Origin of the sequence: Mucilaginibacter pankratovii (genome assembly GCF_014773265.1) — a bacterium.
In the GTDB taxonomy this organism is placed as follows: domain Bacteria; phylum Bacteroidota; class Bacteroidia; order Sphingobacteriales; family Sphingobacteriaceae; genus Mucilaginibacter; species Mucilaginibacter pankratovii.
The window spans coordinates 344,840-370,386 of the sequence record NZ_JACWMY010000001.1; the positions used below are offsets into that span (position 1 = coordinate 344,840).

The 25,547-nt window shown below is 45.9% G+C and carries 21 protein-coding genes; 7 read left to right on the plus strand and 14 right to left on the minus strand.

What is annotated here, in order from left to right; all coding sequences use genetic code 11:
* The first annotated feature begins 28 nt into the window (after positions 1-28).
* Both IDJ77_RS01300 and IDJ77_RS01305 read left to right on the plus strand, forming a co-directional pair.
* Complete coding sequence (locus IDJ77_RS01300; protein ID WP_191187115.1) at positions 29-1,048, plus strand: LacI family DNA-binding transcriptional regulator; 1,020 nt, start codon at positions 29-31, stop codon at positions 1,046-1,048.
* Between the two features lie 178 nt (positions 1,049-1,226).
* Entirely contained in the window at positions 1,227-1,652 is a 426-nt protein-coding gene (locus IDJ77_RS01305; RefSeq protein WP_191187116.1) for an organic hydroperoxide resistance protein, read from the plus strand.
* Between the two features lie 97 nt (positions 1,653-1,749).
* On the opposite strand, the gene IDJ77_RS01310 is transcribed toward IDJ77_RS01305, so the two are convergent.
* From IDJ77_RS01310 to IDJ77_RS01320, 3 genes are all read right to left on the minus strand, one after another.
* Complete coding sequence (locus tag IDJ77_RS01310; protein WP_191187117.1) at positions 1,750-2,871, minus strand: porin family protein; 1,122 nt, start codon at positions 2,869-2,871, stop codon at positions 1,750-1,752.
* Positions 2,861-3,442 (minus strand): RNA polymerase sigma factor, encoded by a 582-nt coding sequence (locus IDJ77_RS01315; RefSeq protein WP_191187118.1) that lies wholly within the window; start codon positions 3,440-3,442, stop codon positions 2,861-2,863. The genes IDJ77_RS01310 and IDJ77_RS01315 overlap by 11 nt, the downstream gene beginning before the upstream one ends.
* Before the next feature lie 86 nt (positions 3,443-3,528).
* Entirely contained in the window at positions 3,529-4,233 is a 705-nt protein-coding gene (locus IDJ77_RS01320; RefSeq protein WP_191187119.1) for a DUF4397 domain-containing protein, read from the minus strand.
* 355 nt (positions 4,234-4,588) lie between these two features.
* On the opposite strand from IDJ77_RS01320, the gene IDJ77_RS01325 reads away from it, so the two are divergent.
* Positions 4,589-5,128, plus strand: a complete 540-nt coding sequence (locus IDJ77_RS01325) for a DUF4199 domain-containing protein (RefSeq protein WP_191187120.1) — start codon at positions 4,589-4,591, stop codon at positions 5,126-5,128.
* Between the two features lie 21 nt (positions 5,129-5,149).
* On the plus strand, positions 5,150-5,527 hold the full coding sequence (locus IDJ77_RS01330) for a VOC family protein (protein ID WP_191187121.1): 378 nt from the start codon (positions 5,150-5,152) through the stop codon (positions 5,525-5,527).
* Between the two features lie 250 nt (positions 5,528-5,777).
* On the opposite strand, the gene IDJ77_RS01335 is transcribed toward IDJ77_RS01330, so the two are convergent.
* The 3 genes from IDJ77_RS01335 to uxuA form a co-directional block, all read right to left on the minus strand.
* Complete coding sequence (locus IDJ77_RS01335) at positions 5,778-6,875, minus strand: glycoside hydrolase family 43 protein (RefSeq protein WP_191187122.1); 1,098 nt, start codon at positions 6,873-6,875, stop codon at positions 5,778-5,780.
* Between the two features lie 27 nt (positions 6,876-6,902).
* Entirely contained in the window at positions 6,903-9,080 is a 2,178-nt protein-coding gene (locus IDJ77_RS01340; RefSeq protein ID WP_191187123.1) for an alpha-glucuronidase family glycosyl hydrolase, read from the minus strand.
* A gap of 95 nt (positions 9,081-9,175) precedes the next feature.
* Positions 9,176-10,369: a mannonate dehydratase gene (gene uxuA / locus IDJ77_RS01345; RefSeq protein ID WP_191187124.1), complete on the minus strand. Its 1,194-nt coding sequence runs from the start codon at positions 10,367-10,369 to the stop codon at positions 9,176-9,178.
* Positions 10,370-10,575: 206 nt separating this feature from the next.
* Between uxuA and IDJ77_RS01350 the strand changes: the two genes are divergently transcribed.
* Both IDJ77_RS01350 and IDJ77_RS01355 read left to right on the plus strand, forming a co-directional pair.
* Positions 10,576-11,595, plus strand: a complete 1,020-nt coding sequence (locus tag IDJ77_RS01350; RefSeq protein ID WP_191187125.1) for a LacI family DNA-binding transcriptional regulator — start codon at positions 10,576-10,578, stop codon at positions 11,593-11,595.
* A gap of 20 nt (positions 11,596-11,615) precedes the next feature.
* Complete coding sequence (locus IDJ77_RS01355; RefSeq protein WP_191187126.1) at positions 11,616-12,362, plus strand: SDR family NAD(P)-dependent oxidoreductase; 747 nt, start codon at positions 11,616-11,618, stop codon at positions 12,360-12,362.
* Between the two features lie 77 nt (positions 12,363-12,439).
* Here IDJ77_RS01355 and IDJ77_RS01360 read toward each other — a convergent pair whose 3' ends face one another.
* The 3 genes from IDJ77_RS01360 to IDJ77_RS01370 are packed head-to-tail and all read right to left on the minus strand — an operon-like array spanning position 12,440 to position 16,997.
* Entirely contained in the window at positions 12,440-14,113 is a 1,674-nt protein-coding gene (locus IDJ77_RS01360; RefSeq protein WP_191187127.1) for a sodium/sugar symporter, read from the minus strand.
* Positions 14,114-14,155: 42 nt separating this feature from the next.
* A complete protein-coding gene (gene xylA, locus IDJ77_RS01365; protein WP_191187128.1) occupies positions 14,156-15,484 on the minus strand; it encodes a xylose isomerase in 1,329 nt (442 codons plus the stop codon).
* 22 nt (positions 15,485-15,506) lie between these two features.
* Positions 15,507-16,997 (minus strand): xylulokinase, encoded by a 1,491-nt coding sequence (locus IDJ77_RS01370; RefSeq protein WP_191187129.1) that lies wholly within the window; start codon positions 16,995-16,997, stop codon positions 15,507-15,509.
* A gap of 102 nt (positions 16,998-17,099) precedes the next feature.
* Here IDJ77_RS01370 and IDJ77_RS01375 point away from each other — a divergent pair, with 102 nt between their 5' ends.
* On the plus strand, positions 17,100-18,128 hold the full coding sequence (locus IDJ77_RS01375; protein WP_191187130.1) for a LacI family DNA-binding transcriptional regulator: 1,029 nt from the start codon (positions 17,100-17,102) through the stop codon (positions 18,126-18,128).
* 136 nt (positions 18,129-18,264) lie between these two features.
* Here the strand turns inward: IDJ77_RS01375 and IDJ77_RS01380 are convergent, their stop codons facing one another.
* The 5 genes from IDJ77_RS01380 to IDJ77_RS01400 form a co-directional block, all read right to left on the minus strand.
* Complete coding sequence (locus tag IDJ77_RS01380) at positions 18,265-19,356, minus strand: endo-1,4-beta-xylanase (protein WP_191187131.1); 1,092 nt, start codon at positions 19,354-19,356, stop codon at positions 18,265-18,267.
* 3 nt (positions 19,357-19,359) lie between these two features.
* Positions 19,360-20,658, minus strand: coding sequence for an MFS transporter (locus IDJ77_RS01385; protein ID WP_191187132.1), 1,299 nt, complete (start codon positions 20,656-20,658; stop codon positions 19,360-19,362).
* A gap of 189 nt (positions 20,659-20,847) precedes the next feature.
* On the minus strand, positions 20,848-21,657 hold the full coding sequence (locus IDJ77_RS01390; RefSeq protein ID WP_317174297.1) for a polysaccharide deacetylase family protein: 810 nt from the start codon (positions 21,655-21,657) through the stop codon (positions 20,848-20,850).
* A 176-nt stretch (positions 21,658-21,833) separates the two neighbouring features.
* Positions 21,834-23,357, minus strand: coding sequence for a glucuronyl esterase domain-containing protein (locus IDJ77_RS01395; RefSeq protein WP_191187134.1), 1,524 nt, complete (start codon positions 23,355-23,357; stop codon positions 21,834-21,836).
* Between the two features lie 15 nt (positions 23,358-23,372).
* Positions 23,373-25,313 carry a sialate O-acetylesterase gene (locus IDJ77_RS01400; RefSeq protein WP_191187135.1) on the minus strand — a complete coding sequence of 647 codons (1,941 nt, stop codon included), beginning with the start codon at positions 25,311-25,313 and terminating at the stop codon, positions 23,373-23,375.
* Positions 25,314-25,547: the final 234 nt, after the last annotated feature.

A 25,547-nucleotide genomic window follows, 5' to 3' on the forward strand; every position in this document is an offset into this window, starting at 1 on the left:
CATATAATTGTGTTTAGCTTCGTTAGCAATGTATAAACCGGCCACCATAAAAGATATCGCGCTCGCGCTGAAGCTTTCTCCCTCAACCGTCTCAAGGGCTTTAAGGGATGGGTATGAAATTAGCGCCGCCACCAAAAAAATTGTGGCGGAGTACGCCAAATCGGTAAATTACAAGTCGAACCCCAATGCGTTAAGCCTAAAAAACAAACGGAGCTATTCCATAGGCATTGTTGTGCCCGAGCTGGCCAACAGCTTTTTTTCGCAGGCTATAGCCGGTATCGAGTCCATCGCTTACGAAAAGGGGTACCATACCATCATTACCCAAACACACGATTCATCCGAACGGGAACTGATCAATGTAAATCACCTTGCCAATCGTTCTGTTGATGGCCTGCTGATCTCGATGTCATCCGGCACTGCCGATTATGCCTTTCTACAGAAACTTCACCAGGACGGCCTGCCCATCGTTTTTTTCGACAGGATAATTGCGGAGATAGATACCTTTAAAGTTACCTCGGATAATTTTAACGCATCGTACGAAGCTACGCTATCACTGATTGCGGCCGGCTGCACAAAAATAGCGGTACTGGCCAATGCGCCACAGTTATCCATCACCAACGAACGCTTCGCCGGGTACCAAAAGGCATTAGTTGAAAACGACATACCTTTCCGCCCCGAACTCATCAGGAACTGCCTTAAAGGCGGCAGCGATAACCAGGAAGTGGAGGAAGCGGTTAAAGAATTACTATCCGGCATGGATAAACCTGACGCGATATTTATTACCAGCGACAGGATCAGCATATCCTGCATACGTGCATTAAAGAAGCTAAAGTTCGATCCGCAGAAAATTAGGGTATTGGGGTTCTCCAATTCTGATGTGGTAGATCTGTTGCAACCGGGTTTATCCTACGTCAGGCAAAAGGCCTTCGAAATGGGCGAAATAGCTGTAAGTATGCTCCTCAAACTAATCGAGAGTAAGTACCCTATCACCGAGTTTGAAACCAGGAAACTCAGCACCGAATTGTATAGCCTAACACCGCCGCTATAAGCAAGCAATTGCAGCAGTGCTTCCTCCATTCTTTCCCATCATTCTACTACGCTTCCGCCGGATGATCTTCGGCGCCGATAATGTCTATTTCGGCACCCGCTTAGTCCACTTAGCCTATTTACTGATTGAATAAAGCTTGCCACGTGGGTACTTTTGATCAACAAACAAAAACAATAAAATGGAAAATACAACAATCGACAAAGTGCTTTACACAGGTAAAACACATACCACAGGCGGCCGCGACGGCGGATCGGCCGTTAGTGCAGACAATCGCCTTGATATTAAACTTTCGACACCGGGCACAGCAGGTACCGGCACCAATCCCGAGCAGTTGTTCGCAGCGGGCTGGTCGGCCTGTTTTATTGGCGCTATGAAAATAGCCGCCGGTCAGTTAAAGGTAAGGTTCCCGGCCGATGCCGCGGTTGACGCAGAAGTTGACCTGCTTTTAACCGGCGACGCTTATTCCTTACAGGCACGCCTTAATGTTAGCCTGCCCGGTTTATCACCGGAAGTAGCCCGCGAAATCACTGAACGGGCGCACCAAACTTGTCCGTATTCTAAAGCAACACGCGGCAATATCGATGTGGCGACCAACATTATATAAGAAGCCCGTTTAATAGTAAAAGCCTGCCCGGTAATGCGGACAGGCTTTTACTTGTTTAGTATTCTTTTACTACCAGTAACAGGCAAGGTGATCAGTATCAAAAATTAAAAACAACCCGCACCCCGGCTTGCGACAGATTAAGTTTCTGTTCCGAAAAATCCTGAACCGGGACCTTTAAATATGGTTCGAGCGAAAGGGACTTATTCCCCGCGACAGGCTGTACAAAGCCAAAGGAAAGGTTATAAAGCGCGACAAATTTGTTTTGCTTAAGCTTTTCCGGTGTTACCGATTCGGTAGAGACCTCCTTAACCATCCTATTTTCGTATTGCACAGCCCCTTGTTCGTCAATAAAGCTGGTAACTATAGCCTTTTGCTCGCTAAATTGCAGTGTTTGTACCTGCTTACCTATGGCATATGCAGATATCCCCGCCTTTGCGTAAAACTTTTTATTTACATGGTAGCTTACCTGCAGCGGTAACTCGGTACCCGACATGTTCGCCTCCGCGCTGATCAGTGTCTTCTCTTCTGCTGCGGTAGCAATCACACCGTTATTTGCCTTTTTAGCCCCCATCTGATTGTAAAACACACCTGTATTTAAGGATATTTTTTCGCTCAGTTTAAAGTTTACTTCTGCCCCTACGTTGATATTCCCTTTCTGCCTCGAATCCAGCGCCCCACCTACTGCAAAGCCGAAACTCCAGCGGCCTTTAGCGGGTAAGCGATTTGCCGCGATGTCTCTAATACCACTATCTTCCTGTAACAGATCCTGCATGGTTTTAGCTATGGCTGCTTTTTTTGCGGGTTGCACCGACTTTATAGTAGTAGCAGAGGCTAATTGAGGGCTTATACTTACAACAATCGCATCGGTAGTATCAGCAGGTTGTTCATCGGCCACAAACGCAACCGGGGCAACAACGGATGGTTTCAGTCTGATTGCCATAATATGCTTTTCGTGCGTATTATAACTAGCGGTATTTCTTTGCTGGCTTGCCTTCCCGCGGGAAAAAGTTACAACCCGGTGCTTATCCCCGCCCAGTTTAAGGCCACCCAAAAAAAGGCAGAAAACTAAGAGGAACACGGCGGCTTTGGCCAGCAAAAACCAAACGTTACTCCCCGGCTTTTTTTGCCGGTTATTAAAGTTTTCCCACGCACCGTCTTGGTAATCCAGCTCAAAATGCTGCAGTTCGTCCTTGATGTGATCTATTAATTCAACTTGCATAGCTAATGCTGTTTATATTTTTCTGATAAAGCGTGCGTAAAGTTTTCTTAGCGCGGGCCAGGTACACGCGGCTGTTGGCATAAGGGATTTGCAAGCTCTCCGCAATTTCTTCGTGGCTGTATCCTTCTATCTCGTACATATTAAAAATCACCTTCTGCATGGCGGGCAGGCTATTTAGCAGAGCCAAAATATCCTGCACATTCATCTTATCGGTAATGCTAACCGGCTCCGCATCTACCGAATCATCTGTTAGCTCCTCCACCCTGAAATAATTTTTATCTACCCTGAGGAAATCTATCGCGGTACGCGATGTTATTTTGGCTGCCCAGCCTTTAAACGAGCGGGACAAAACAATGGGGTCATCGGTTATGCCAAACCTGTTCAGATGCTTAAATATCTTTACAAAAGAGTCGTTCACCAGTTCTTCCAGGTCGCTGGCATTATCAATATAGCGCCTGGCAACAGCCTTCAGATACCCGTAGTAGTATCTGTAAAGCCATTCTTTACATTTTTCATCCCCGGCAATACAACCGGTGATCACACTGTCAAGTCGTTTTATTTGTTTGATCACTTACCTATCCGCAAATCCTGCTACACCATCATCAAAAAATCAAACACCTCCTGCCATTGCAGAAGGTGTTCAGAAAAATTCACTGATTATTTGTTGGTTATTACACCCAAAGCCAGCTTAGTGCTATCTGTAGCCGCCTTTAAGCCTTTCGCTAAAATGGTGTAGATCTTCCCTTTTTCTACTTTTACTTTAGGCAGGGTTGCCAATATGGTTGTGCCTGCGTTTTCTTTTATTTCAAAACCAACTTCGGCACCCGGGTCAACTGATGTGTAGGCGGTGCTTGCTTTAAAATCTGTTTTAGAGAATACAACTGCTTTACCTGTTATACCAAGATCCAGGCTTCCTGCATCAGGGCTAAGGTTTACGAAACGAAGCTTTGCTTTATCGGTAGCAGGTGCACTCAGGTCGTCTTCGGTTACAATTAAAGTTGCTTTTGAAGGTACATCGGCAATATATACAGAGTAAGCCTGGTCGGTTTTAAGGGTAACGGTTGATTTGGTAACTACCCGTGCCGAATCTTTTTTGGTGATGCTAAATTCGTAGCTGCCCGGCTGCAATGCGCCATAAGTGTTAAATGTGTTGTAAGTAAGCGCTTTGATATTCACTTTGGTGCCGTTTAGCTTAAAACTGTATTCGGGTGAACCCGGAGACACATGCGAGATAGCTAAACCTGCAGGTAAGACTGTTGGGGTATTATCATCCTTGGTGCAGGAAGATAAAATGACAACACCTGTTAATAAAACACCCGCTATACGGGTAACAAAAGAGCCTTTGTTGTTAAGAATGTTCATAGGATTGAATTATAAATTGTTTATATGTTTATCCTGTGGAACGGGCTTAACACCGCGATTGAAACAATGGGATGTTATTTATTTTGCAGGTTTATTACTAAGGCAGTGAGAATCAGCGGTTTTAATAACCCCAAAAAAAAGTGGTTTCCGGGCGACGGCGGTGGCTTACCGAATGACCTAATAGGCGATTTGTAAACAGATTTGGTAAATGAGCAAAATAGCCAGAAATTGCTTGAAGGGTTTACATGTAACCATTATAATGCTTTCTTTTTTTAAAATCACCCTAAAGTATGACCGAAAACACAAGCCATTAATTCAATTTTGAGGAAGATTTAAACTTTAAACAACAAAAGAAATGAAAAAGATTATTTGGACCTGCGGCGTATTTGCCGGGTTGATAAGTGTTACCTGGGGTGTTGCCAGCGAGGCCCTGGTGGGCGATAGTTTAAGCCTGAACACCAAGTTATTTTTGGGCTATGCCACCATGATATTGGCATTCTCGCTCATTTTTGTAGGTGTTAAAAATTACCGGGATACTTATAACAATGGGCAGATCACTTTTGGTAAAGCGCTGGGAATAGGTCTTTTGATAACGCTTATCGCATCCACCGTATACGTGGTGATCTGGCTGGTAGACTTTAATTATTTCGCTTCGGATTACGGCGAAAAATACCAGGCCCAGGCCGTAGCCGAAATGAAGGCAAGCGGACGTAGTGCAGCTGAAATAAAAAAGCAAACGGCGGAAACGGCGGAAATGATGGGGACATACAAATCAAGCTTCCCTTTTAGGGTGATGTTCACTTATTTAGAAATTGCGCCGGTTGGCATCATCATGTCGTTAATAGCGGCGCTGGTACTTAAAAATAAATCTAAAACGGCTACAGTAAATTTATAGATCAAAATAAAACTAAAAAACATGAAGAAAGTAACGGGCCTTGGCGGCGTATTTTTTAAATCTGAGGATCCGAAAGGTATGAACGAATGGTATGCTAAAAACCTTGGATTAACTACCAGCGCATACGGAACAACGTTTGAGTGGCGACAGGCCGATGACCCCTCGAAAGAAGGCTCTACATCCTGGTGCACCTTTCCGCAGGATAGCAAATATTTCGATCCTTCAACCAAGCCATTTATGATCAATTACCGGGTGGAAAACTTGGTTGCACTGATAGAAGAATTAAAAAAAGAAAACGTAACCATTGTTGATGAAATAGCGGAGTACGATTACGGCAAATTCATCCACATAATGGATCCCGAAGGCAACATTATTGAGCTTTGGGAGCCGAAAGATTAGTAATATACGATGGGTTTAAAGCCTTTTGTTCGAACCGTGGCGGTCATGTCAGCATCACGAGTTGACTCATCCCCTGCCCCTTCTCTGCTACGCAAAGAAGGGTTTTTATTTTTCCCTTTTCACCCTCTTTCCGCTTGCGGAGAGAGGGTTGGGCAGCGAAGCGAACCCGGGGTGAGTCAAATATGCGAGCGACAGAAAACGAATTAAGATTTCAAACCCATCGCTATGGCCCTCCGGGTACTGATTCCTCTTACAAAAACGGATCTATCAGTTTTATACTGCCATCGGCGTTGTGTTCCAGCGTGGTTACCTTTACGTTTCTTAAATGGGTTTTGCCGGAGATTTCTGTATCATGGTAAAATATGTACCATTTGCCTTTAAACTCGATGATGGAGTGGTGGGTTGTCCAGCCTTGTACCGGTTTCATAAATACCCCTTTGTAGGTAAACGGCCCAAGCGGACTATCGCCAATAGCATAAGTAAGCAGGTGCGTATCGCCTGTAGAATAGGTAAAGTAATATTTTCCGTTGTACTTGTGCATCCAGCTTCCTTCAAAAAACCTGCGGTTGTGGTCTTTGCCTAATAGTGGTTTACCAAGGCTATCCAGTATCACTACGTCTTTCACGGCACCATCAAACTCCAGCATATTGCCCTTTAATTTGGCAACCTTGCAGGTAATAGCCGGTGCATCATCTTTCTGCAGGTCGGTTTTAGAGCCATTGCTATCGTATTTACCGTTATTCCAGCGTTGCAGTTGCCCACCCCAGATGCCGCCAAAGTACATATACGAGCTGCCATCGGTATCGGTAAATACGGCCGGGTCTATGCTAAAACTACCCGCTATTGGCTGCGGTTCTGCTTTAAAAGGCCCTTCGGGGTGCTTTGAAGTAGCCACGCCAATTTTAAACACATCCTGCTTATCCTTCACCGGGAAATACAGATAATAAGTACCATTTTTATAAGCGGCATCGGGTGCCCACAACTGCCGGCCGGCCCATGGGATATCTTTGATATCGAAACCCACACCATGATCGGTAACCTTACCGCCGATGCTGTCCATCGATAAAATGTGGTAATCCTTCATGGCAAAATGGTCGCCGTTATCATTCTCGGGGACACCCGCATCAATATCGTGCGAAGGATAGATATAGATCTTCCCCTCAAATACATGCGCCGATGGGTCGGCAGTGTAAATACTGCTGATGAGCGGCTTAGTAAGGAATTTTACCTTGGTGCTATCGGCACTGGCAGTGCTTACTTTTTGCACCGGCGAATTGCAGGCCAGCAGAGAGCACGCAACTAATGGCAGCATTAAAAACGGCTTTGCTTTGATTAATGAATGATACATTGGTTTATAATTTATTGCTTGGTTTACTTATTGATTGCCGCCTATGCCGGGTGCCAGCAGGTATTTCCTGTCCCTGTAATAGCTTAGCGGATGTGCCGGCCTTTCGTACCCTGCCGGGATGGTTCTGTTTGCAAAGGTTTGGAAATATAGCACGCAGGAATTTCGCCAGCTGATGGCTTCTTCATATTGAACGGCCATCAACTGTTTCACAGTTTGAAACTGCTCTTTATCTACATAGCCCGCCATTTTATCCCAGGTGCGCTGCATTTGTTTAACAGAATCGGTCCCCATGTAATAATGGTGCACCATCTCGTCCCACAGCGTCTTTCCCGACCGCATTTTATAACCCCACTTTACATGATGGAACCATAATAAATATTCGTCGGGACAGGTGGCTAAGTTTTCAAACAGATTTCTCACCGGCGGTTGATACTGCGCCACGGCGTTACTGCCGGTACTGCTACGGTCGAATCCCACGCCCGCCGAATCAGCCTTATGGTAGTAAGTAGCATTCCAATCCGCGCGGCCGGCGTTATCCACCCAGGGGCCGGGGCCATAATGTGTATTAACGCCCATAATATGATGCAGGCCAAGCGGGGTCATGTAATTAACTGTATTTTCTCTCGATTGCAGCATAATGCTTTGCATGGGTGCGACAAAAGCAGGTTTATTGGTAAAGGTCATCTTCAGCCAATCGGCTGCAATGCTTGCCGAGCTTTGTGCGGGGTTCCATGCCAGGCGACCAAACGCATACCAATTGGCCTGGGCAAAAGGATGCCCGCACCAGTTAACATCCGAACCGATATTGGCCACGCCCGCCATCCCGGTAATGAGCTTAGGATTAAACCTCCCCGTGATGATATTGGCAACCGTGGAGCCCTTTCCCATGGCATAGGTGTCAGATTCAAGGCATTCTTTAAATAAGGGCGCTTCGTAAACCAGGTTTGTAGAGAAGCCAAGGTACTCCTGTGTCAGCTGAAATTCGAGCATGAGCGGCGTGTTAGGCATGGCACCAAATAGTGGATGAAAAGGTTCGCGCGGCTGAAAATCTATCGGCCCGTTCTTCACCTGGATGATCACATTGCTTTTAAACTGCCCGTCGAGCGGCTTAAACTCGTTATAAGCTTGCTTCGCCCGGTCATCCGGTACATTGTTGTCATATACAAATGCCCGCCACATCACAATGCCATTATGGGGCGCTAAGGCATCTGCCAACATATTGGCACCATCGGCATGGCTGCGTTTGTATGCTTGTGGGCCGGGCTGCCCTTCGGAATTGGCCTTCACCAGGAAGCCACCAAAATCGGGGATGCTGCGGTAGATCTCATCTGCTTTATCTTTCCACCATTGTTTTACCTGTGGATCGAGCGGGTCGGCGGTTTTAAGGCCACCTATGTCGATAGGGCTGCTGAATTTAACAGACAGGTATACTTTTATGCCATAAGGCCGGAAGGCATTGGCAAGCGCTTTTACTTTTTCCAGGTACTCCGGCGTCAGCATCAGCGCGTTGGCGTTTACATTGTTCACTACCGAGCCATTGATGCCAACCGAAGCGCTGGCGCGGGCATAATCGATATAACGCTGATCGATATAGCCGGGCAGCTTATGCCAGTTCCAGATGGATGAGCCGGCGTAACCACGCTCCACGGTGCGGTTAAGATTATCCCAATGATCAAGCACCCGGTACATGATGCGAGGGTACTCCAATATGTTTAAGTTGCCGATGGCCTGCTGTGTTTGCAGCAATTTTAAAAAGCCAAAAACGCCGTGCAACACCCCGATGTCGGTTTGGGCCGTTATAACAATGCACTTTTTTTTGTTGACAGATACCGACCTGACGAGGTAACCCTCCTTCCCCGTTTGTTGGATATCGCTTTGGGAGATGGTGTTTTTTGGAAGGTTTAGAGATGAAGAAACACCCACAAGCAGCGTTGGATAATCCAGCTTTTCAATTTTTTGAGGTTTTAGTGAAAGCATGCCTTCCAAACCCGTCAGCAATTCTTCCCTTGCTGCGTTTAGCGTTGGGGAACCGATTGTAAATTTCAGATACCGCAACTGCTGCACGTATTGCGCGGCTAACTTCTTATCTGCCACCGCATGATAGCCAAGCCAAAGCTTATAGCCATTATCGGCATAAACGTTACACGAAAAAGCCAGGAGCCCTAAAAAAAATGCAAATCGTTTCAACGGTATGATTGCCTTCATGGTTTAAGTTCAGGAAATAACTTATAGCAGGTTTATAGTCTACAAAACAAATCTGAACAAAAAAAACGAAATATACAATCGATTGCATAAAATGATTAATAAAATAATGCACGTTTAACGCCCATCTCCAATCCCCTTAATTCTGCCAGGCCTTTTAACCGTCCTATTACCGAATAACCAGGGTAAGTGTTGTAGTTATAGTCGTCGAGTATTTTATGCCCATGATCTGGCCGCATAGGGAAGGCAACATCATTTCTTCCCGCATTTTGGCGCTTTACCTGCTCGGCAACAACGGCTTTCATCACTTCAAACATATCGGTACTGCCGCTTAAATGCTCTGCCTCAAAAAAACTACCGTCCGCTTCTCGCTGAACATTGCGCAAGTGAAGGAAATGGATGTGACTGCCTAAGCGCGAGATGATCGCCGGGATATCGTTATCCCCACGTGCACCAAGCGAGCCGGTGCATAGCGTGATACCGTTATTTGGCGAAGAGTAAGCATCGATAACATCCTGCAAATCCTGCCCGGTAGATACCACCCTTGGCAAACCCAGTATCGGGAAGGGCGGATCGTCCGGATGGATACACATTTTAATGCCGTACTCTTCTGCGTGGGGAACGATCGCCTTTAAAAAATACGCCAGGTTTTCCTTTAATTTAACCGAGTCCACTTCACTGTATCTCTTTAAATGTTCCTTAAATTCGGCGATGGTAAACACCTCATCGGTGCCGGGCAGGCCAGCTAATACAGTGTTTGTTAATTGGGTTATCTCGCTGGCACTTAGCCTATCCAGGTAATGTTTAGCTGCTACTTGCTGTGCGGTAGTAAATTCTTCATACGCTCCTGCCCGTTCTAAAATATAAAGGTCGAACGTGGCCAAAGCGCTGGCATCATACCTTAAAGCCGAGGCATTATTTGCCAGCCGGTGATCCAAGTGTGTGCGGGTCCAATCAAGCACCGGCATAAAGTTGTAGCATACGGTACCAATACCTGCCCTGCCAAGCTTAGCCAATGTTGTTATGTACCGCTCAATATATTTATCGCGCTCTACGGTGCCTGTTTTTATGGCTTCGTGAATGTTAACGCTTTCTACTACGGCCCAATTAAAACCTGCCGCATTAATGTTAGCCTGGTAAGCCTGAATCTCTGCAAAACTCCACACCTCCCCGCAGGGGATATGATGTAAGGCGGAAACAATGCCTGATGCGCCGGTTTGCCTGATGGCTTGCAAAGTGACGGGATCCGAAGGACCAAACCAGCGGAATGTTTGTTGTAAATTAGCTACCATAGTATTCTCTCCATTTATTAAGTAATTGCATAATTGTTGCAATTCTCAAAGATTTAAAATTATCTTCATTGTTGAAAGATGTTTTTACAATCGATTGTAAAATTCATTATTGTTGCCAAATAAATTTTATATTTATCCATCCAAATGAACAGCTTAAATCCACTACGGCAGAGACACGGGGTAAGAAATAGCCCTACCATATCAGAATGAAGGAAATTACGATATATGATATAGCAGAGAGGCTTAAAATTTCGGCCGCTACAGTAAGCCGGGGGCTTAAAGATGATCCGCTGGTTAACCACAAAACCAAAAAGTTGATAGTTGACGCGGCCGAAGAAATGGGCTACCGCTCCAACTCGATGGCCAGCAACCTGCGGAATAAAAAAAGCAATATCATTGGCGTTATCGTGCCCCGGTTGAACAGCAATTTCATGTCTGATGTAATAGCCGGGATAGAAAAGGTGGTGAACGATGCCAACTATAACTTGTTCATCAGCCAGTCGCTGGAGACGATGAAGAAAGAAACCAGCAACGCCAAAGCTATGTTTAATAATAGAGTAGAGGGGCTATTGGTTTCGCTTGCGTATGATACGGCCGATATAGAACATTTTGAGCCCTTCATCAAAAGGAAAGTACCGGTAGTGTTTTTCGATCGTGTTTTTGAACACCCTGCCTGCCCGCAGATCTATATAGATAACTATAAAGCAGCCCGGGAAGTGACTAATCATCTTATCGACCAGGGCTGCAAACGCATTGTACATATTACGGCCAATCTCCTCAGAAGTGTTTACTCGGAGCGGTTTAACGGCTATAAAAAAGCTTTGGAAGAACATCAGCTTGAATTTGACGACAACTTACTGATAGTTAACGACCTGAGCAGCCAGGCGGGGATAGCAGCTGCCGAACAAATATTAAAAATGCCCGTGTTGCCCGATGGCGTGTTTGTTGCAAACGACCTCTGCGCCATCAGTTGTATACAAACGCTTAAAAAGCACGGTGTAAAAATTCCGCAGGATATTGCTTTCGCCGGTTTTAATAACGACCCTACGACCTGTGTGGTAGAGCCTAATTTAACTACCATAAATTATAAAGGCTATGAAATGGGCGAAGCAGCCGCAAAGCTGATGGTAGCGCATTTAAACAACTACGATGTTAAACAAATGCACAGCGTGGTGTTAAGATCCGAGTTAATTGTGCGGGAATCATCGCTGCGAAAAAAGAATTAATAACCGCCCCCCATATAAAAATGCATCTGAACAACAAATTGGCCATCGTAACAGGCGGGGCATCCGGCCTCGGCTTAGCTACTGCAAAAAAACTGACAGAAAGCAAGATCAGTACCGTTATTATCGGCCGCGACGAGGCTAAACTAAAACAAGCCGCAACGCTTCTGGGCCAGTTTTGCAGCTATCGCGTTTTCGATCTAAATGATATTGCGGGAATCCCGGGCCTCATAAGCAGCATTGTAAATGAATTTGGCACGCCGGATATATTGGTGAACAACGCAGGCATCAACCAAAAGAAACCCTTTGCAGAAGTAACCGATGAGGATTTCCAGCGAATCATTCAAACTAACCTTACCTCCGTTTTTGTATTAAGCCGCGAAGTGGTTAAACACATGGCGGTGGCCGGCAGCGGTAGCATTGTCAACATTAGCTCAATGGCATCGCAGTACGGTATCCCGTATGTAATTGCCTACACCGCAAGCAAGGCAGCCATTGAGGGCATGACACGGGCAATGGCTACCGAGCTATCGCCGCAGGGCATACGGGTTAACTGCGTGGCGCCGGGTTTTATCGCTACGGATATGTCGGCCAAAGCGCTGGATAACGATCTGAACCGGAAACAAAAGGTATTATCACGAACCCCGATGGGCAAGCTTGGCGAGCCGGACGATATCGCCGAGGCCATATTTTACTTATCATCAGATGCAGCAAAATATGTTACCGGCGTAATATTGCCGGTAGATGGCGGCAATTCGATAGGGTTTTAACGTAAATAAAATATAACAAGAAAGGGGCGATTCAATATGAACCGCCCCTTCTTTGTTTTTAAAAACTCCTCTCTATTTTACCAAAAGATGGTGTACAATGCCACCAATATCCCGCATACGAGCATCGCTCCTACTGCAAATGCATTGGATGTTTTAAACATCTTAGCATCAATTTCCAATCCGTTGGTTTCTTTGCCCTTAGCGGCATCTATCAGGCTGATAATAACCATACCGGCTACGCAGATGATAAACACAAAACCCATCCTATCCAGGAACGGGATCTCATACAGACCGCTCTCCGCGTTTTTATAGGAAAATCCGCTTGCCGTCAATGACGACAGGTCGACCATCTTAGGCAGGAATTTAAAAAGTACCGAGAAAGCAAAACCGCCGATTGTAGCAAACAACGCCGCATTTGATGATGCCTTTTTCCAGAAGAAGCCCAGGATAAACATGGCAAAGATACCCGGCGATACAAAGCCTGTATACTCCTGTATAAACTGGAAGCCGCCTTTTTTATCGATCCCCAAAAATGGAGAAATGGCAACGCCCAGTATCATGGCTACCACTACGGTAATTTTACCTACTACAACCAATTGATGGTCGGTAGCATCCTTACGGATCTTCTTTTTGTAAATATCCAGCGTAAAAATGGTAGCGATACTGTTCGCCTTGCCCGCAAGCGAGGCTACTACCGCAGCGGTTAAGGCTGCAAACGCCAGCCCCTTAATACCATTCGGCAGTAAATTCAATAATACCGGGTAGGCATTATCGTGGTTGCTGCTGATGCTGCTCATCATATCGGTATTGAAAACGTTCTCTTTGTATAAGATATAAGCCGCGATACCAGGCAACACCACAATAAGCGGCATTAAAAGCTTTAAAAAAGCAGCGAACAGAATACCGCTGCGTGCCGTGTTCAGGTTAGCGCCCAACGCCCTTTGCGTAATGTACTGGTTACAACCCCAATAGTTAAGGTTCACTATCCACATACCACCTATCAGTACCGTAAGGCCGGGCAGGTCGCCGTAGCTGGGGTTATCCTTTTTCAGTACCATCTCAAAGTGATCATTGGCGTGAGTGTACATGTCAGACAGGCCGCTTAACAAGCCCGGGTGACCGTAAAATTCGCCTACTTTGGTTACTGCTATATAAGTTGTTACCAACCCGCCCAGGATAAGGAAAAACACCTGGATAACATCGGTATACCCAATAACCTTCATCCCTCCCAGGGTAATAATGATGGCAAAAATGGCCAGGCCCGCAATACACAGCTTAAAATCAATACCCGAGATCCCATTGATAGCAATTGCCCCGAGGTAAAGGATAGATGTTAAGTTTACAATAACGTACAGCAGCAACCAAAACACGGCCATGATCATGGCAACCGTGCTGTTGTAGCGCTGATGCAGAAACTGCGGCATGGTAAAGATCTTATTTTTAAGATATACCGGTATAAAAAATACTGCTACAATAATCAGCGTTAAAGCCGCCATCCACTCGTAGGTGGAGATGGCCAAACCCATGGTAAAGCCATTCCCGCTCATGGCAACAAACTGCTCGGCCGAGATGTTAGACGCTATTAAAGAAGCACCTATTGCCCACCAGGTAAGCGAGCCTTCGGCTAAAAAGTAGTCTTTGGAGGTCGCGTCGGCATTATGCTTGCGGCGATAGATCCAGTAACCGTAACACGCTACGATCAAAAAATAGATCAAAAACACCGCGTAATCAGCGTACGAGAGGGATTTCATTTATCTGCTCAGTTTAATATTAAGTTTATAGCGGTATGGCTGTTAGATATAACGGTTTATCAAATTTTCCAGGTATTCTTGCCTTCCGCTCTTAGCAGCAGGTTCGCCGTTACCGGCAGCGTAGTTACGCAGATCCTCTAAAGAAAGCGCGCCGTTCTCGTAATCCTTACCCGCGCCGCTGTCAAAAGAAGCATAACGATCTGCCCTTACTTTTTTGTAGTCAGATTTTTGCAGAATGTTATCCGCTATAAGCAATGCCCTCGCAAAAACATCCATACCACCAACGTGCGCGTAGAACAGGTCTGCAGGATCTGTTGAGTTACGACGGATTTTCGCATCGAAGTTGATACCGCCGCCAGCGAGGCCACCAGCTTCTAAAATGATGAGCATGTATTCTGCCACCTCGGTAATATCATTCGGGAACTGATCTGTATCCCAGCCGTTCTGGGTATCACCACGGTTGGCATCTATCGAACCCAACAAGCCGCTGTCAGCTGCTACCTGTAGTTCGTGCTGGAAGGTATGGCCCGCTAAGGTTGCATGGTTCACTTCCAGGTTCAGTTTAAAATCATTCAGCAGGTCGTATTTCTGCAGGAAGCCGAATACGGTTGCAGCATCGTAATCATACTGGTGCTTGGTTGGCTCGCAAGGTTTTGGTTCGATAAAGAACGTACCGGTAAAGCCATGTTTGCGTGCATAATCCTTAGCGGTATGCAAGAATTTGGCCAGGTGCTCCTGCTCGCGTTTCATATCGGTGTTCAGCAGACTCATGTAGCCCTCGCGGCCACCCCAGAATACGTAGTTCTCGCCACCTAAAGCGATGGTAGCATCAATAGCAGCCTTTACCTGCGCGCCTGCATGTGCCAGTACATGGAAATCGGGGTTGGTAGAAGCACCGTTCATATAACGGGCATGGCTAAATACGTTGGCAGTACCCCAAAGTAATTTTACGCCGCTTGCAGCTTGTTTTTGCTTGGCATATTCTACCAAAGCCTGCAGGCGCCTTTCGTTATCGGCCACGTCATTGGTATAATCTACCACGTCGATATCATGGAAGCAATAGTACGGTAAATTCATTTTGGTAATAAATTCGAAGGCCGCATCCATTTTATCTTTAGCGCGTTCTACCGCGTCTGCCTTGGCATCCCATGGGAAAACATGCGTAGCACCACCAAACGGATCGGCACCGTTGCCATTAAACGAATGCCAGTAAGCACAAGCAAAGCGTAAATGCTCTTTCATGGTTTTACCCGCAACTACCTTATCCGCATCGTACCAGCGAAATGCCAGCGGGTTATCAGATTGCTGCCCTTCGTATTTTATCTGGCTTATTCCCTTAAAAAATTCTTTTTCTCCCGTTACAATTGACATAGCTTTTGATTTTATATTTTTTTTATTGATTTGATGATATACTTGTTAAATGCTGGTCAAGAATTGCTTTCCAGCTTTGATAAACTTCTTCGAAATCTCCGTTTGCAGGCTCTACCCGACGGATAGGTTTCGCATTGCTGAACGCTTCGGCAGGTGAAAATATCTCGGCACCTATCCCCGCGCCAAGCGCCGCGCCCATACTGCCATCGTTATCATACAGCTCTACCGGTACGCCGGTGGCGTTTACAAAACTTTCGGTAAACAGGCTGCTTAAAAACAGGTTGTTTTTGCCCGCCCGTATTACCGTCGGCGACATGCCGTTCTCCCGCATAATATCCAGCCCGTACCTAAACGCGCAGGCGATACCTTCCTGCGCCGCCCTGAAGATGTGGGCCGGTGTATGAAGGTTCAGGTCGATATTGTGCAGGTGTGCGCCCACCTGTTTATTGCTCAGCATCCGCTCGGCACCATTGCCAAAGGGCATTATCCGCAGCCCATCACTGCCCAATGGTGCTTTCTCGGCTTCGGCGTTTATTTGCTGATAGCTCATGTTTGCAGCAAAGGTGTTCTTAACCCATCGGTAAAGGCTGCCTGTACCGTTTATACACAACAATACGCCAAGGCGTTTACTCTCATTGGCATAGTTTACGTGGGCAAAGGTATTCACGCGCGATTGCGGATCGTAGGCAAGCTGATCGCTTACGCCGTAGATAACGCCCGATGTACCAGCTGTTGCCGCTACCTCACCTGGTTTTAATACGTTTAAAGATAAGGCGTTATTGGGCTGATCGCCAGCTTTGTAGGTAACCGGTATGCCGGCTTTAAGCTGCAGCGCAGTTGCCGCAGCCGGTGTTACCCCGCCATGTGCCGAAAACACAGGTTTAACCACCGGGAACAGGCTATCGCTGAAGCCGAAATACTCTATTATATCTTTGGAGAGCCCGTTGAACTGGAAATCGAAAAAGATCCCTTCGGACATGGCCGAAGCCGAAGTGGTGATCTCACCCGTAAGTTTCATGGCGATGTAATCGCCGGGGAGCATTATCTTATCTATCTTATCATAAATGCCGGGTTCGTTCTGCTTTACCCATGCCAGTTTTGATGCTGTAAAGTTGCCCGGCGAGTTGAGCATGTGCGACAGGCAGGTTTCGTGCCCTATATCTTCAAAGGCCTTATCGCCAATTTCTACGGCGCGGCTATCGCACCAAATGATGCTGTTGCGCAAAACGTTTTGGTCTTTATCCACCAGTACCAAACCATGCATCTGGTAGGCAATACCTATAGCGGAGATGTCTTTAGGATTGTACCCTCCTTTTTGGTGGCATAAGGCAATAGCCTTTTGTGTTTGCTCCCACCAACTATCCGGCGATTGCTCGGCCCAGCCGGTTTGCAGGCTGAGTATTGGGGCCTCAGTTTCGGGATATTGGGCCGAAGCCACAAGGCGTTGCCCGTCGATATCGACCACGCTTATTTTTACAGATGATGTACCTAAATCGATACCTAACAATAGCATAAATAGTAGCTGTTTTTGGTTATAATTGCAGAAACGAAATTAAATTAAATTCATTAAAAAGCAATCGATTGTTTTAATTTATTTTATAAGCCACTATCTATCATGAGATCAAAAAAAAGAACTACTATTTACGATATCGCCGAAAAGCTTAACCTTAACCCCTCATCGGTATCCAGGGCGCTTAATAATAGTAGTTCGGTTAATGATGCCACCAAAAAACTGATCTTAAAAACAGCTAAGGAGCTCAACTATACCCGCAATACGCTGGCATCAAATCTCCGTAAAGGCCATTCCAAAACTATTGGCGTGGTTGTGCCCCGCATTAACCAAAACTTTTTCTCCAATGTAATAGCGGGTATAGAGGATGCTACCTATAAACAAGGTTATAACCTTGTTATTTGCCAATCGAATGAGTTATACGAAAAAGAGGTGCAGTGCGTAAATACGTTAATAAATCAGCATGTAGATTGTGTGGTGATCTCGATCTCGGTTGAGACCACCGATCACAAGCACCTGCAGAACATCCTCGATCACGGCATACAACTCATTCAGTTTGACCGTGTTGCCGATGAACTGGAAACTTTGAAAGTAACCAACGACAACGAGCAATCATCTTTTGAGGCCGTTTGCCACATGATAAAACAGGGCTACAAACGCGTTGCCCTGCTTGAAGGACCGCAAAAGCTCAATATTTTTAGGCAGCGAAAAAATGGCTACCTGCGCGCGCTCGAAGAAAACGGCTTGCCTGTTATACAAGAGCTGATGATAGAAAACGCATGGACCAAAGAACTCAGCGCGAATGCCACCCGCCAGTTGCTAAGCCTGCCACAGCCGCCTGATGCTATCTTCGCCTCCACATCAGATTTTTCGGCCCTGGGTGTTTTAGAAGTGGCAACCGCCATGACGGTTAAGGTACCCGAGGAATTAGGCATCTGCGGTTACTCTAACGAAGATTTCACCGAAATAACCAGCCCCTCTATCACCACTATTGATCAGTTTAGTTTTTACATGGGTAAAACAGTGGCCAACCTGTATTTCCAGGAAATGGAAAACACCGATACGATGGTGGTGCCCAAAATCATCAGCATTAAACCAAAGCTCATCACCCGGTCGTCTACCCAAAAAAGTTGAGCAGGCGGCACCAGTTATTATTTTTTGGCGATGCTTTTCAGCCTGTCGTTTTGAACCAATAACGACGATTTTCTCTGTAAAAACACTTAACTTCTGTAAAAACACGCAAATAAATGCAAGTGATTTTATAGGTGTTTTAGAACTTAACCACCTCCCGATATGCCTTTTTTGGTTGCAAGTTTTGGTCAAATAATAAAGGGTAGTTCTTACGTCCCTTTACCGGGTAATTGTCCAGCCAGCTATAGTTATCGGCTATATTCCAAAAGGTTACACCGGTAATTACATCTTTGTGTTTTCTAAAAACCTTAAAAACCATGGCGTATTGCTTGGCTTGCTGTTGTTCCTTTTCGGCCGAAAACGCATCAGATTCGCCGGGCAGTTTATCGCGCCTGTTCTTCTCCCAGGGATAGACAGACATATCCAATTCTGTGATCTGAATTTTCAACCCAAGGGAAGCAAACTTTTTAATAGTAGCCTCCAGGTCCTTCTCCGATGGCTCAGACAGCGACCAGTGCGCCTGTAGCCCTACCCCCTGCACCGGGATCTTCGCATTGATAAGCCGTTTTAATAATTTGTAGATGCGCTCCCTTTTTTCGGGCCGCTCGGTGTTGTAATCGTTGTAAAAAAGCACGGCATTGGGGTCGGCAGCGTGGGCATATTCAAACGCTTTAAAAATAAAATCTTCGCCGCAGATCTTGTACCACAACGAGTTACGCAGAAACTTAGTACTATCGTCGTCTATGGCTTCGTTCACTACATCCCATGCGTATATTTTGCCTTTGTAGCGGCCCACCACGGTATCTATATGCGTTTTCAGACGCTGTAAAAGCACTTCTTTTGATACTTGCTTACCGTCTTCACCCATAAAAAGCCAGCTGGGGGTTTGCTCGTGCCAGCAAAGGTTATGGCCGCGCACCTTTATACCGTTTGCCTGTGCAAAAGCCACTATAGCATCCGCATCCCGCCAGTTATAGCGGTTTTCCGCAGGGTGAATCGGGCCCATTTTCATGGCGTTCTCCGGCGTAATACTATTAAACTGGCTGATTATTAACGCGGCCTGTTTGGAGTCTTTAAGCGATCGGGGCGATACGGCAACACCTACAGGGAAATAGGTGGAGTAATAATCTTTAAGACCTTTCGACTGATCGGTTTGCTGCGCTTTTGCAGATGAATTACTTATAATGGTAAATAATACAGCCCCAATGGCATATACAGATTTTTTAAACATAACTTAAAACTTAATGGGTTTTAGTTTTGGGATCATGAAATGCATGATAACCCAGGCCAAAATATAGGCGCTGCCACACACAACAAACATGATGTAGTAGGCCGTTTCTATTTGATTGATAGCGCGGTAATGGATAAATAATGATTTTTGCACCAATAACGAAAGCAAAACGCCGCCAAGGGAACCAAACATTCCGCCAATGCCAGTTACAGAACCCACCGCGCTTTTGGGGAACATATCTGATACAGTAGTGAAAATATTGGCGCTCCATGCCTGGTGGGCTGCTGCCGCCAGGCCTATGATAAACACAGCCAGCCACATATTTACGCCGCCTAATACCTGCGCAAAAACAATAGGCATAACAGCCAAAGCATAAAACAGCATAGATATTTTGCGGGCCTTAAACGCCGGCCAGCTACGTTCCATCAATCGCTTTGGGATGTAGCCACCTAATACACTACCAAATACCGAAAGCGTATACACTAGGGCCACGGGTAAAGCGATAGCAGTACCGGTAATTTTATACTGACTCTCCAAAAAATCGGGCAGCCAGAAGAGATAGAACCACCAAATAGGATCCGTAAGTAATTTACCAATAGAAAAAGCCCAGGTTTGCCTGTAGCTTAAAAGCTTGAGCCAACTTATTTGCTGTGGTTGGTGCTCTGCGGGTAACTTTTCCTCATCGGCATTGATATAATTAAACTCGGCCACTGTAAGCCTTTTTTGCCGGGAGGGTATCTCATAAAATATAAGCCAAAGAACTATCCATATAAAACCGATAGCGCCGGTTAGTATAAAAGCCCATCGCCAACCCCACAATACGGCAATAAAAGGCACTGTTAAAGGCGCCACTATCGCGCCTATATTGGCACCCGAGTTAAATATCCCGGTGGCCATAGCGCGCTCTTTTTTGGGGAACCACTCGGCTACAGCTTTAATAGCCGCCGGGAAATTCCCCGATTCGCTTACTCCGAGCGCGGCCCTCACCACCCCGAAACCGAATGTACTGGTTACAAAGCCATGGCAAATTGCGGCAACGCTCCAGAAAAAAGTGGACAGCAAATACCCTTTCTTTGTACCTAAATAATCTATGATGCGACCAACGCCCAGCAGGCCCAGCGAGTAAGCTATTTTAAACGCTATCTCGATATTAGCGTAGTCACCATCATTCCAATTAAATTCCCGGGTAAGGTTTGATTTGAGCAGGCTGATGACCGACCTGTCGAGATAATTTACCGTTGTTGCAAAGAAAATCAGCGCACAGATTACCCACCTATAGCCGGGCGTTTTAACTTCATTCAAAATATTGGGCGTTTATAATTTAACATCAAATATAATTTATTTTAGCAATCGATTGTTAAAGCAATTTAAATGTTTCATCTTTATGCATTATAATTGATTTATAAGCTAATAAGACTGTCTTGTGAGATTGGATAGTTGATTATTTGCTAAGGGCCGCTTCGCGGCCTTTAGTGTTTTATAAAGCCTTAATCAATTCATGTGTGTAAGTTTTTGATGTTTCTTTATATAATTAGCAACGGTAACCATCGGCGCTATCCAGATATTGTTTTCGTTTGCTTTTAGGTAGTGTAAAAGTTTGCTATGTTCTTTTTTATCAACATTGATATTGTGCCCGCCACCTACACCATGGAACAAAAACACCAGTAGAGTATGGCTGCGTTCGGCTTGTTTAACCAGGTCAATCATATACTCGGCAGAATGTCTGTTGATGAAATAACAATTGATATTCTCCAGGTTTACCTGTGCTATGGTTTGCAAACCTGCCCCTACTCCTCTTGCGCCGGCAAAATCAGCTTTAAGTCGATTATAAAAAAGCTCGCCGCCAATTTTAAGATCACCGCAAGGATAAGCAAATGTGCGCTGGTCTTTACCGTCTATAGCTTTTAGTAAGGTATTGTTCTGTTTTATCTCGGCTACCGCGCGGGCAACGGTGTATTTACTCAGATCACTTTCAGGCGTAACAAAGCCCCTGCCCGGCAGGCTGCCATCGCAGGGATGAAATAAGGAATGGTTTCCCAGTTCGTGCCCCCTGGCCGCTGCATTTCGCCATTCCTGCATGCGCAGCTCTACAACCGGCGATGAACCTATCAAATAAAACGTGCCCTTTAACTTTAACGAATCGAGTGCGGGGACAACATTATCCAGGTCGGCATTAATGGCATCATCATAAGTTAAAACAACGGCGCATTGTTTATTATTCCACAATTCGGCTTTTTGCGCCCGGGCGTTAAAAACGCCCAAAATAAAAGCCAAGCCAAAGAGGTATTTAATATTTTTCACTATCGTATATTTTAGATGAGTATATCGCTGCAATTTACCCAGGGAAATCGCTTTTAGCATTTTTACAGACTTATTCAGTAGTTGTTGATTAAAAATCACCATGTTCGGGCTTGTTCGGGCTGTTCGCGCCCCATGTCGAACGCGAACAAGCTTAAAAAGAAATTGAAATTATTGGGTTATCTCCCCGCGTACTCTTTGCCATAACGCATAAATTTATTTGCCCACTTTATAAAATACTTTACGTTTGGCGCATCTGTGTGCCCACCGTCGTGCTGTCGCCAGGCAAGTTCGCCGTCAAGTAAGCCAGTATTTACCGGCGGCATTTTTTCCGTTTTATAATCGTTGGTAACCCCGATGTCTTTTGCGTTAAGGAGTTTAAATACCGGCCCCGCGGCCACCGTGGCCATATAGCTTCCCTGCTGATCAAGCCATTTGGCATCGCCCTGCTCTGGGATACCGTAGCTTATAAAAGTAAGGCGGGGAGCACATAATGCGATCAGCTCATGCGAATCTACCGGCAGGTCATTGCCGGTTTTAGCGCCAAATGTCGCCTCGGAAGCGCCGTACTTCATGAAATTTCCGGCCATCCAATAGTATTCGCCCCCGGTAAGGCTTTCTACCGCTTCGCCAAAATTACGGCGGTGCAGTTTAGCACCGCCTTCTCCGGATGAGCCGATGAGCCCCATTGCAAAGCGCTGTTCAAAGGCAAGGGTAACCAATGCCGCTTTCCCATAGCGAGAAACACCTTCGATACCTACATGTTTAGCATCTACGGCAGGCAATGTTTCTAAATAATCCAACGCCCGGGCCGCGCCCCATGACCATGCCCGCAGAGCGCCCCAATCATTGGGTTTACGTGGCTGCCCCTTGTTTACAAGGCCTATGATACCTTTAGTTAACCCTTCGGCATTATCTGCTTGTATAGATGAAGGGTCTATCAGCATATAACCCCAACCAGCGGCTATTAACTGCATATTGGTGGGCGGGTCGCCGCGCATTACCGGGAAACCGCCCGGCCCAAAGGGCGATTGTTCTGAAATTGGTTTATAGGCCGGGTAGCTTTCAAAAACGGCCTTTAGCTCAGGATTGGCCTTCACCAGCAATTCCTTTATCGCATCGTTTATTTTTTCTACATCGGCAGCAGGTGGCTGTGCAGGCGCGGGTAATGTACTGCGCCCAAACATCATCAGCACCGGTACCGGGCCTTTGGCATTTGCGGGCAGCACTAATGTCGCCTCTATATTTACATTTATAGCCGGATAAGCTGAATTATCAACATGGCCAACAAGTTGCCTTGCTATTACGGGGTAAAAGCCAACAAGCTCCTTATCCGCCACTTTTTGTGTCCAGGTTACCGCCGGTACATCCTTCGGGATGCGGCCATACACCTCGCGTTCCATATCCTCCACTATTTGCGGGCGGCGTTGCTTCCACCACATTTCGGGCGTGGTAACTTTTTTGCCATTGGCCAGGGTGAGTGCATCGGGCAAGCTGGTAAAAGAATTTGCCAGGGCTTCATCATAATTAGCATGGTTGGCATCCGCCTCGTTGCCGCTTGGGCCAGGGCGCAATGTTTTAATACCCAATTGCTTCATCATATTTTGATGATCCTGTTCGGCTGTAAAATTTACAGGTGCCGGTGTTTGGCCTTTTGCAGATACGCAAACCGTAAATAACAAAAAGAATATCGAATATTTCATTTTACGATTGTTTAGCTATTTCTGTTTAATCTCCGCCTCAAAAGGAGATGCGGGCAACCCCTGTTTATTATACAAATTGGCGGTTTCGGGATTATCTGCCCAGGCGTACCGCACATACATAGGATTAGCAATTACGTCGCTATGTACCACCACTTTATTATTTTGGATAACCGCGGTGGCCCAAACGAATTTTTTATCGATACCGGCAACAGCGAAATATGAGAGTGTTGGTTCTCCTTTGGCAACAAGCCCTCCTCCAATATTGGTAAAAGTGATTTCTATGTTATTACCTATGGTTTTTGCCGATTGATATATTGGCCCGGATGGAACAATTGATAGCTCGCCGTATGCTAAATTTTCGGCAGCGATAGCGAAGCGCTCCCCAACATCCTTTTTATTGAGCGGGTGAATATCATTCCATTCGCCTAAATCGATAGTAGTGATCATCCTGGTATCGGATACCGATAAAGCGCTGAGCTGCTCCTGCCGTACATCCGCCCACTGGCTTTCTGACGGGGAGTATTCCACCTCGCCGTAATTGGCAAGTTGGGCGTAAATAAAGGGCAAACCGGCGTTATGCCATTTGTTGCGCCAATCGCCGATCAATGTTTTCAGCAATGTACCATATCCCTCGGATGCGCCGATGTTGGTTTCGCCCTGGTTCCATAAAAAGCCTTTAACCGGGTACCGGGTAAAAGGTGCAACCATGGTATTAAAAAGCCCGGCAGGTTCGTTTTGGGCGATGAAAGCAGGCAACGGTGTAAACTGACCCAGATAAAAAACTGAGCCGACTTTATACTGCCATTGGCCCCGGAGGTCTATCACCTCATTTCCTACTTTCAGGTTATAAGTTTTACCGGGAACAAAGCCTCCTTTCCCGGATGTATTGGTGAGCCTGACCACAATAATATTTTTGCCTGCTTTTAGTAAGCCCGCAGGGATCTCATACCGGCGCGGCGGATATTGATAAGTGATTCGGCCAACAAATTTGCCGTTTACGTAGGCTTCATCGGCATCTACTATCCGCCCTAAAAATAATTTTGCCGGTTTACCGGCCATCGAATCGGGTAGGGTTATTTCCTTACGAAACCACACTATGCCGTTTAAACTCTTCACGCCCTGGTCGGCCCAATAGCCGGGGAGCCAAAAGTTATGCCAGTTGTTGGGTACATAGGCAGTATCATTCCAGTGTACGGTTTCTAAAAAGCCAAGGTCATTTTGCTCGGTAGGCGGGTTAATTTTTACAGGCAGCTTAGCAATGCTATCTTTAAAAGCGGCCGTATTTATTTGAAGGATACGTGCATTGAATGGGGCGATGTTTTTTAGTCCCTCGCGGCTGATCCAGGCGTGGATAGGCACCCCTCCAACACTTGAATTGATGATACCAATTGGCACATGATATTTCTTGTACAATTGATTGGCAAAAAACCATGTTGCAGCACCAAAGGCCAATACATTTTTGGGCGTAGCCATATTCCATTTAGCGGATAAAACGTCGGCGTGTTCTGCCGTAACATCCGCCTGGGTGGCCACGAAAAAGTTTCTTATCTGCGGGTTATTTGTCTGTGCAATATCCTCCGGGTATTTTTCTTTCACCCGTTCCATAGGCAACACCATGTTAGACTGGCCGGAGCAAAACCATACGTCGCCTATTAAAATATCTTTTATACTGACCGTATTGCTTGCTGTTATATCCAGCGTGTAAGGGCCGCCCGCCTTCATTGCCGGTAATGTTACCTGCCATTCGCCGGTGGCTGCAGCTTTAGTTTTGTATTGCTTTCCTTTAAATGCTACGGTTACCTTTTCCCCCGCATCGGCCCATCCCCATATATTTAGGGGCACGTTTCGCTGTAAAACCATACCATCGCTTATCAATTGCGGCAACCGCACGGTGGCATAGGCGGGTACTACAAACCAAAAACAACAAAAAATGAAAAGCCTTAAATACAATTTCATGTTACAGTGACACTTATCAGGATCGTTCTTAAAAAAAACACTTCATAATCAATATGTTATATACTTTGATATCTCCAACAAAAATCCGAACCGGGCTACCCTACTCAAGTTATCGTTTCGTCGCTGTGCAGCACTCTTAGTTGTTCGAGTCAACTGACTAACTAAAACGCATGGCTTTACACTTGTCAACCAGGGAAATCGCTTTTAAAACAGAACACTAACAGTACGGATTTT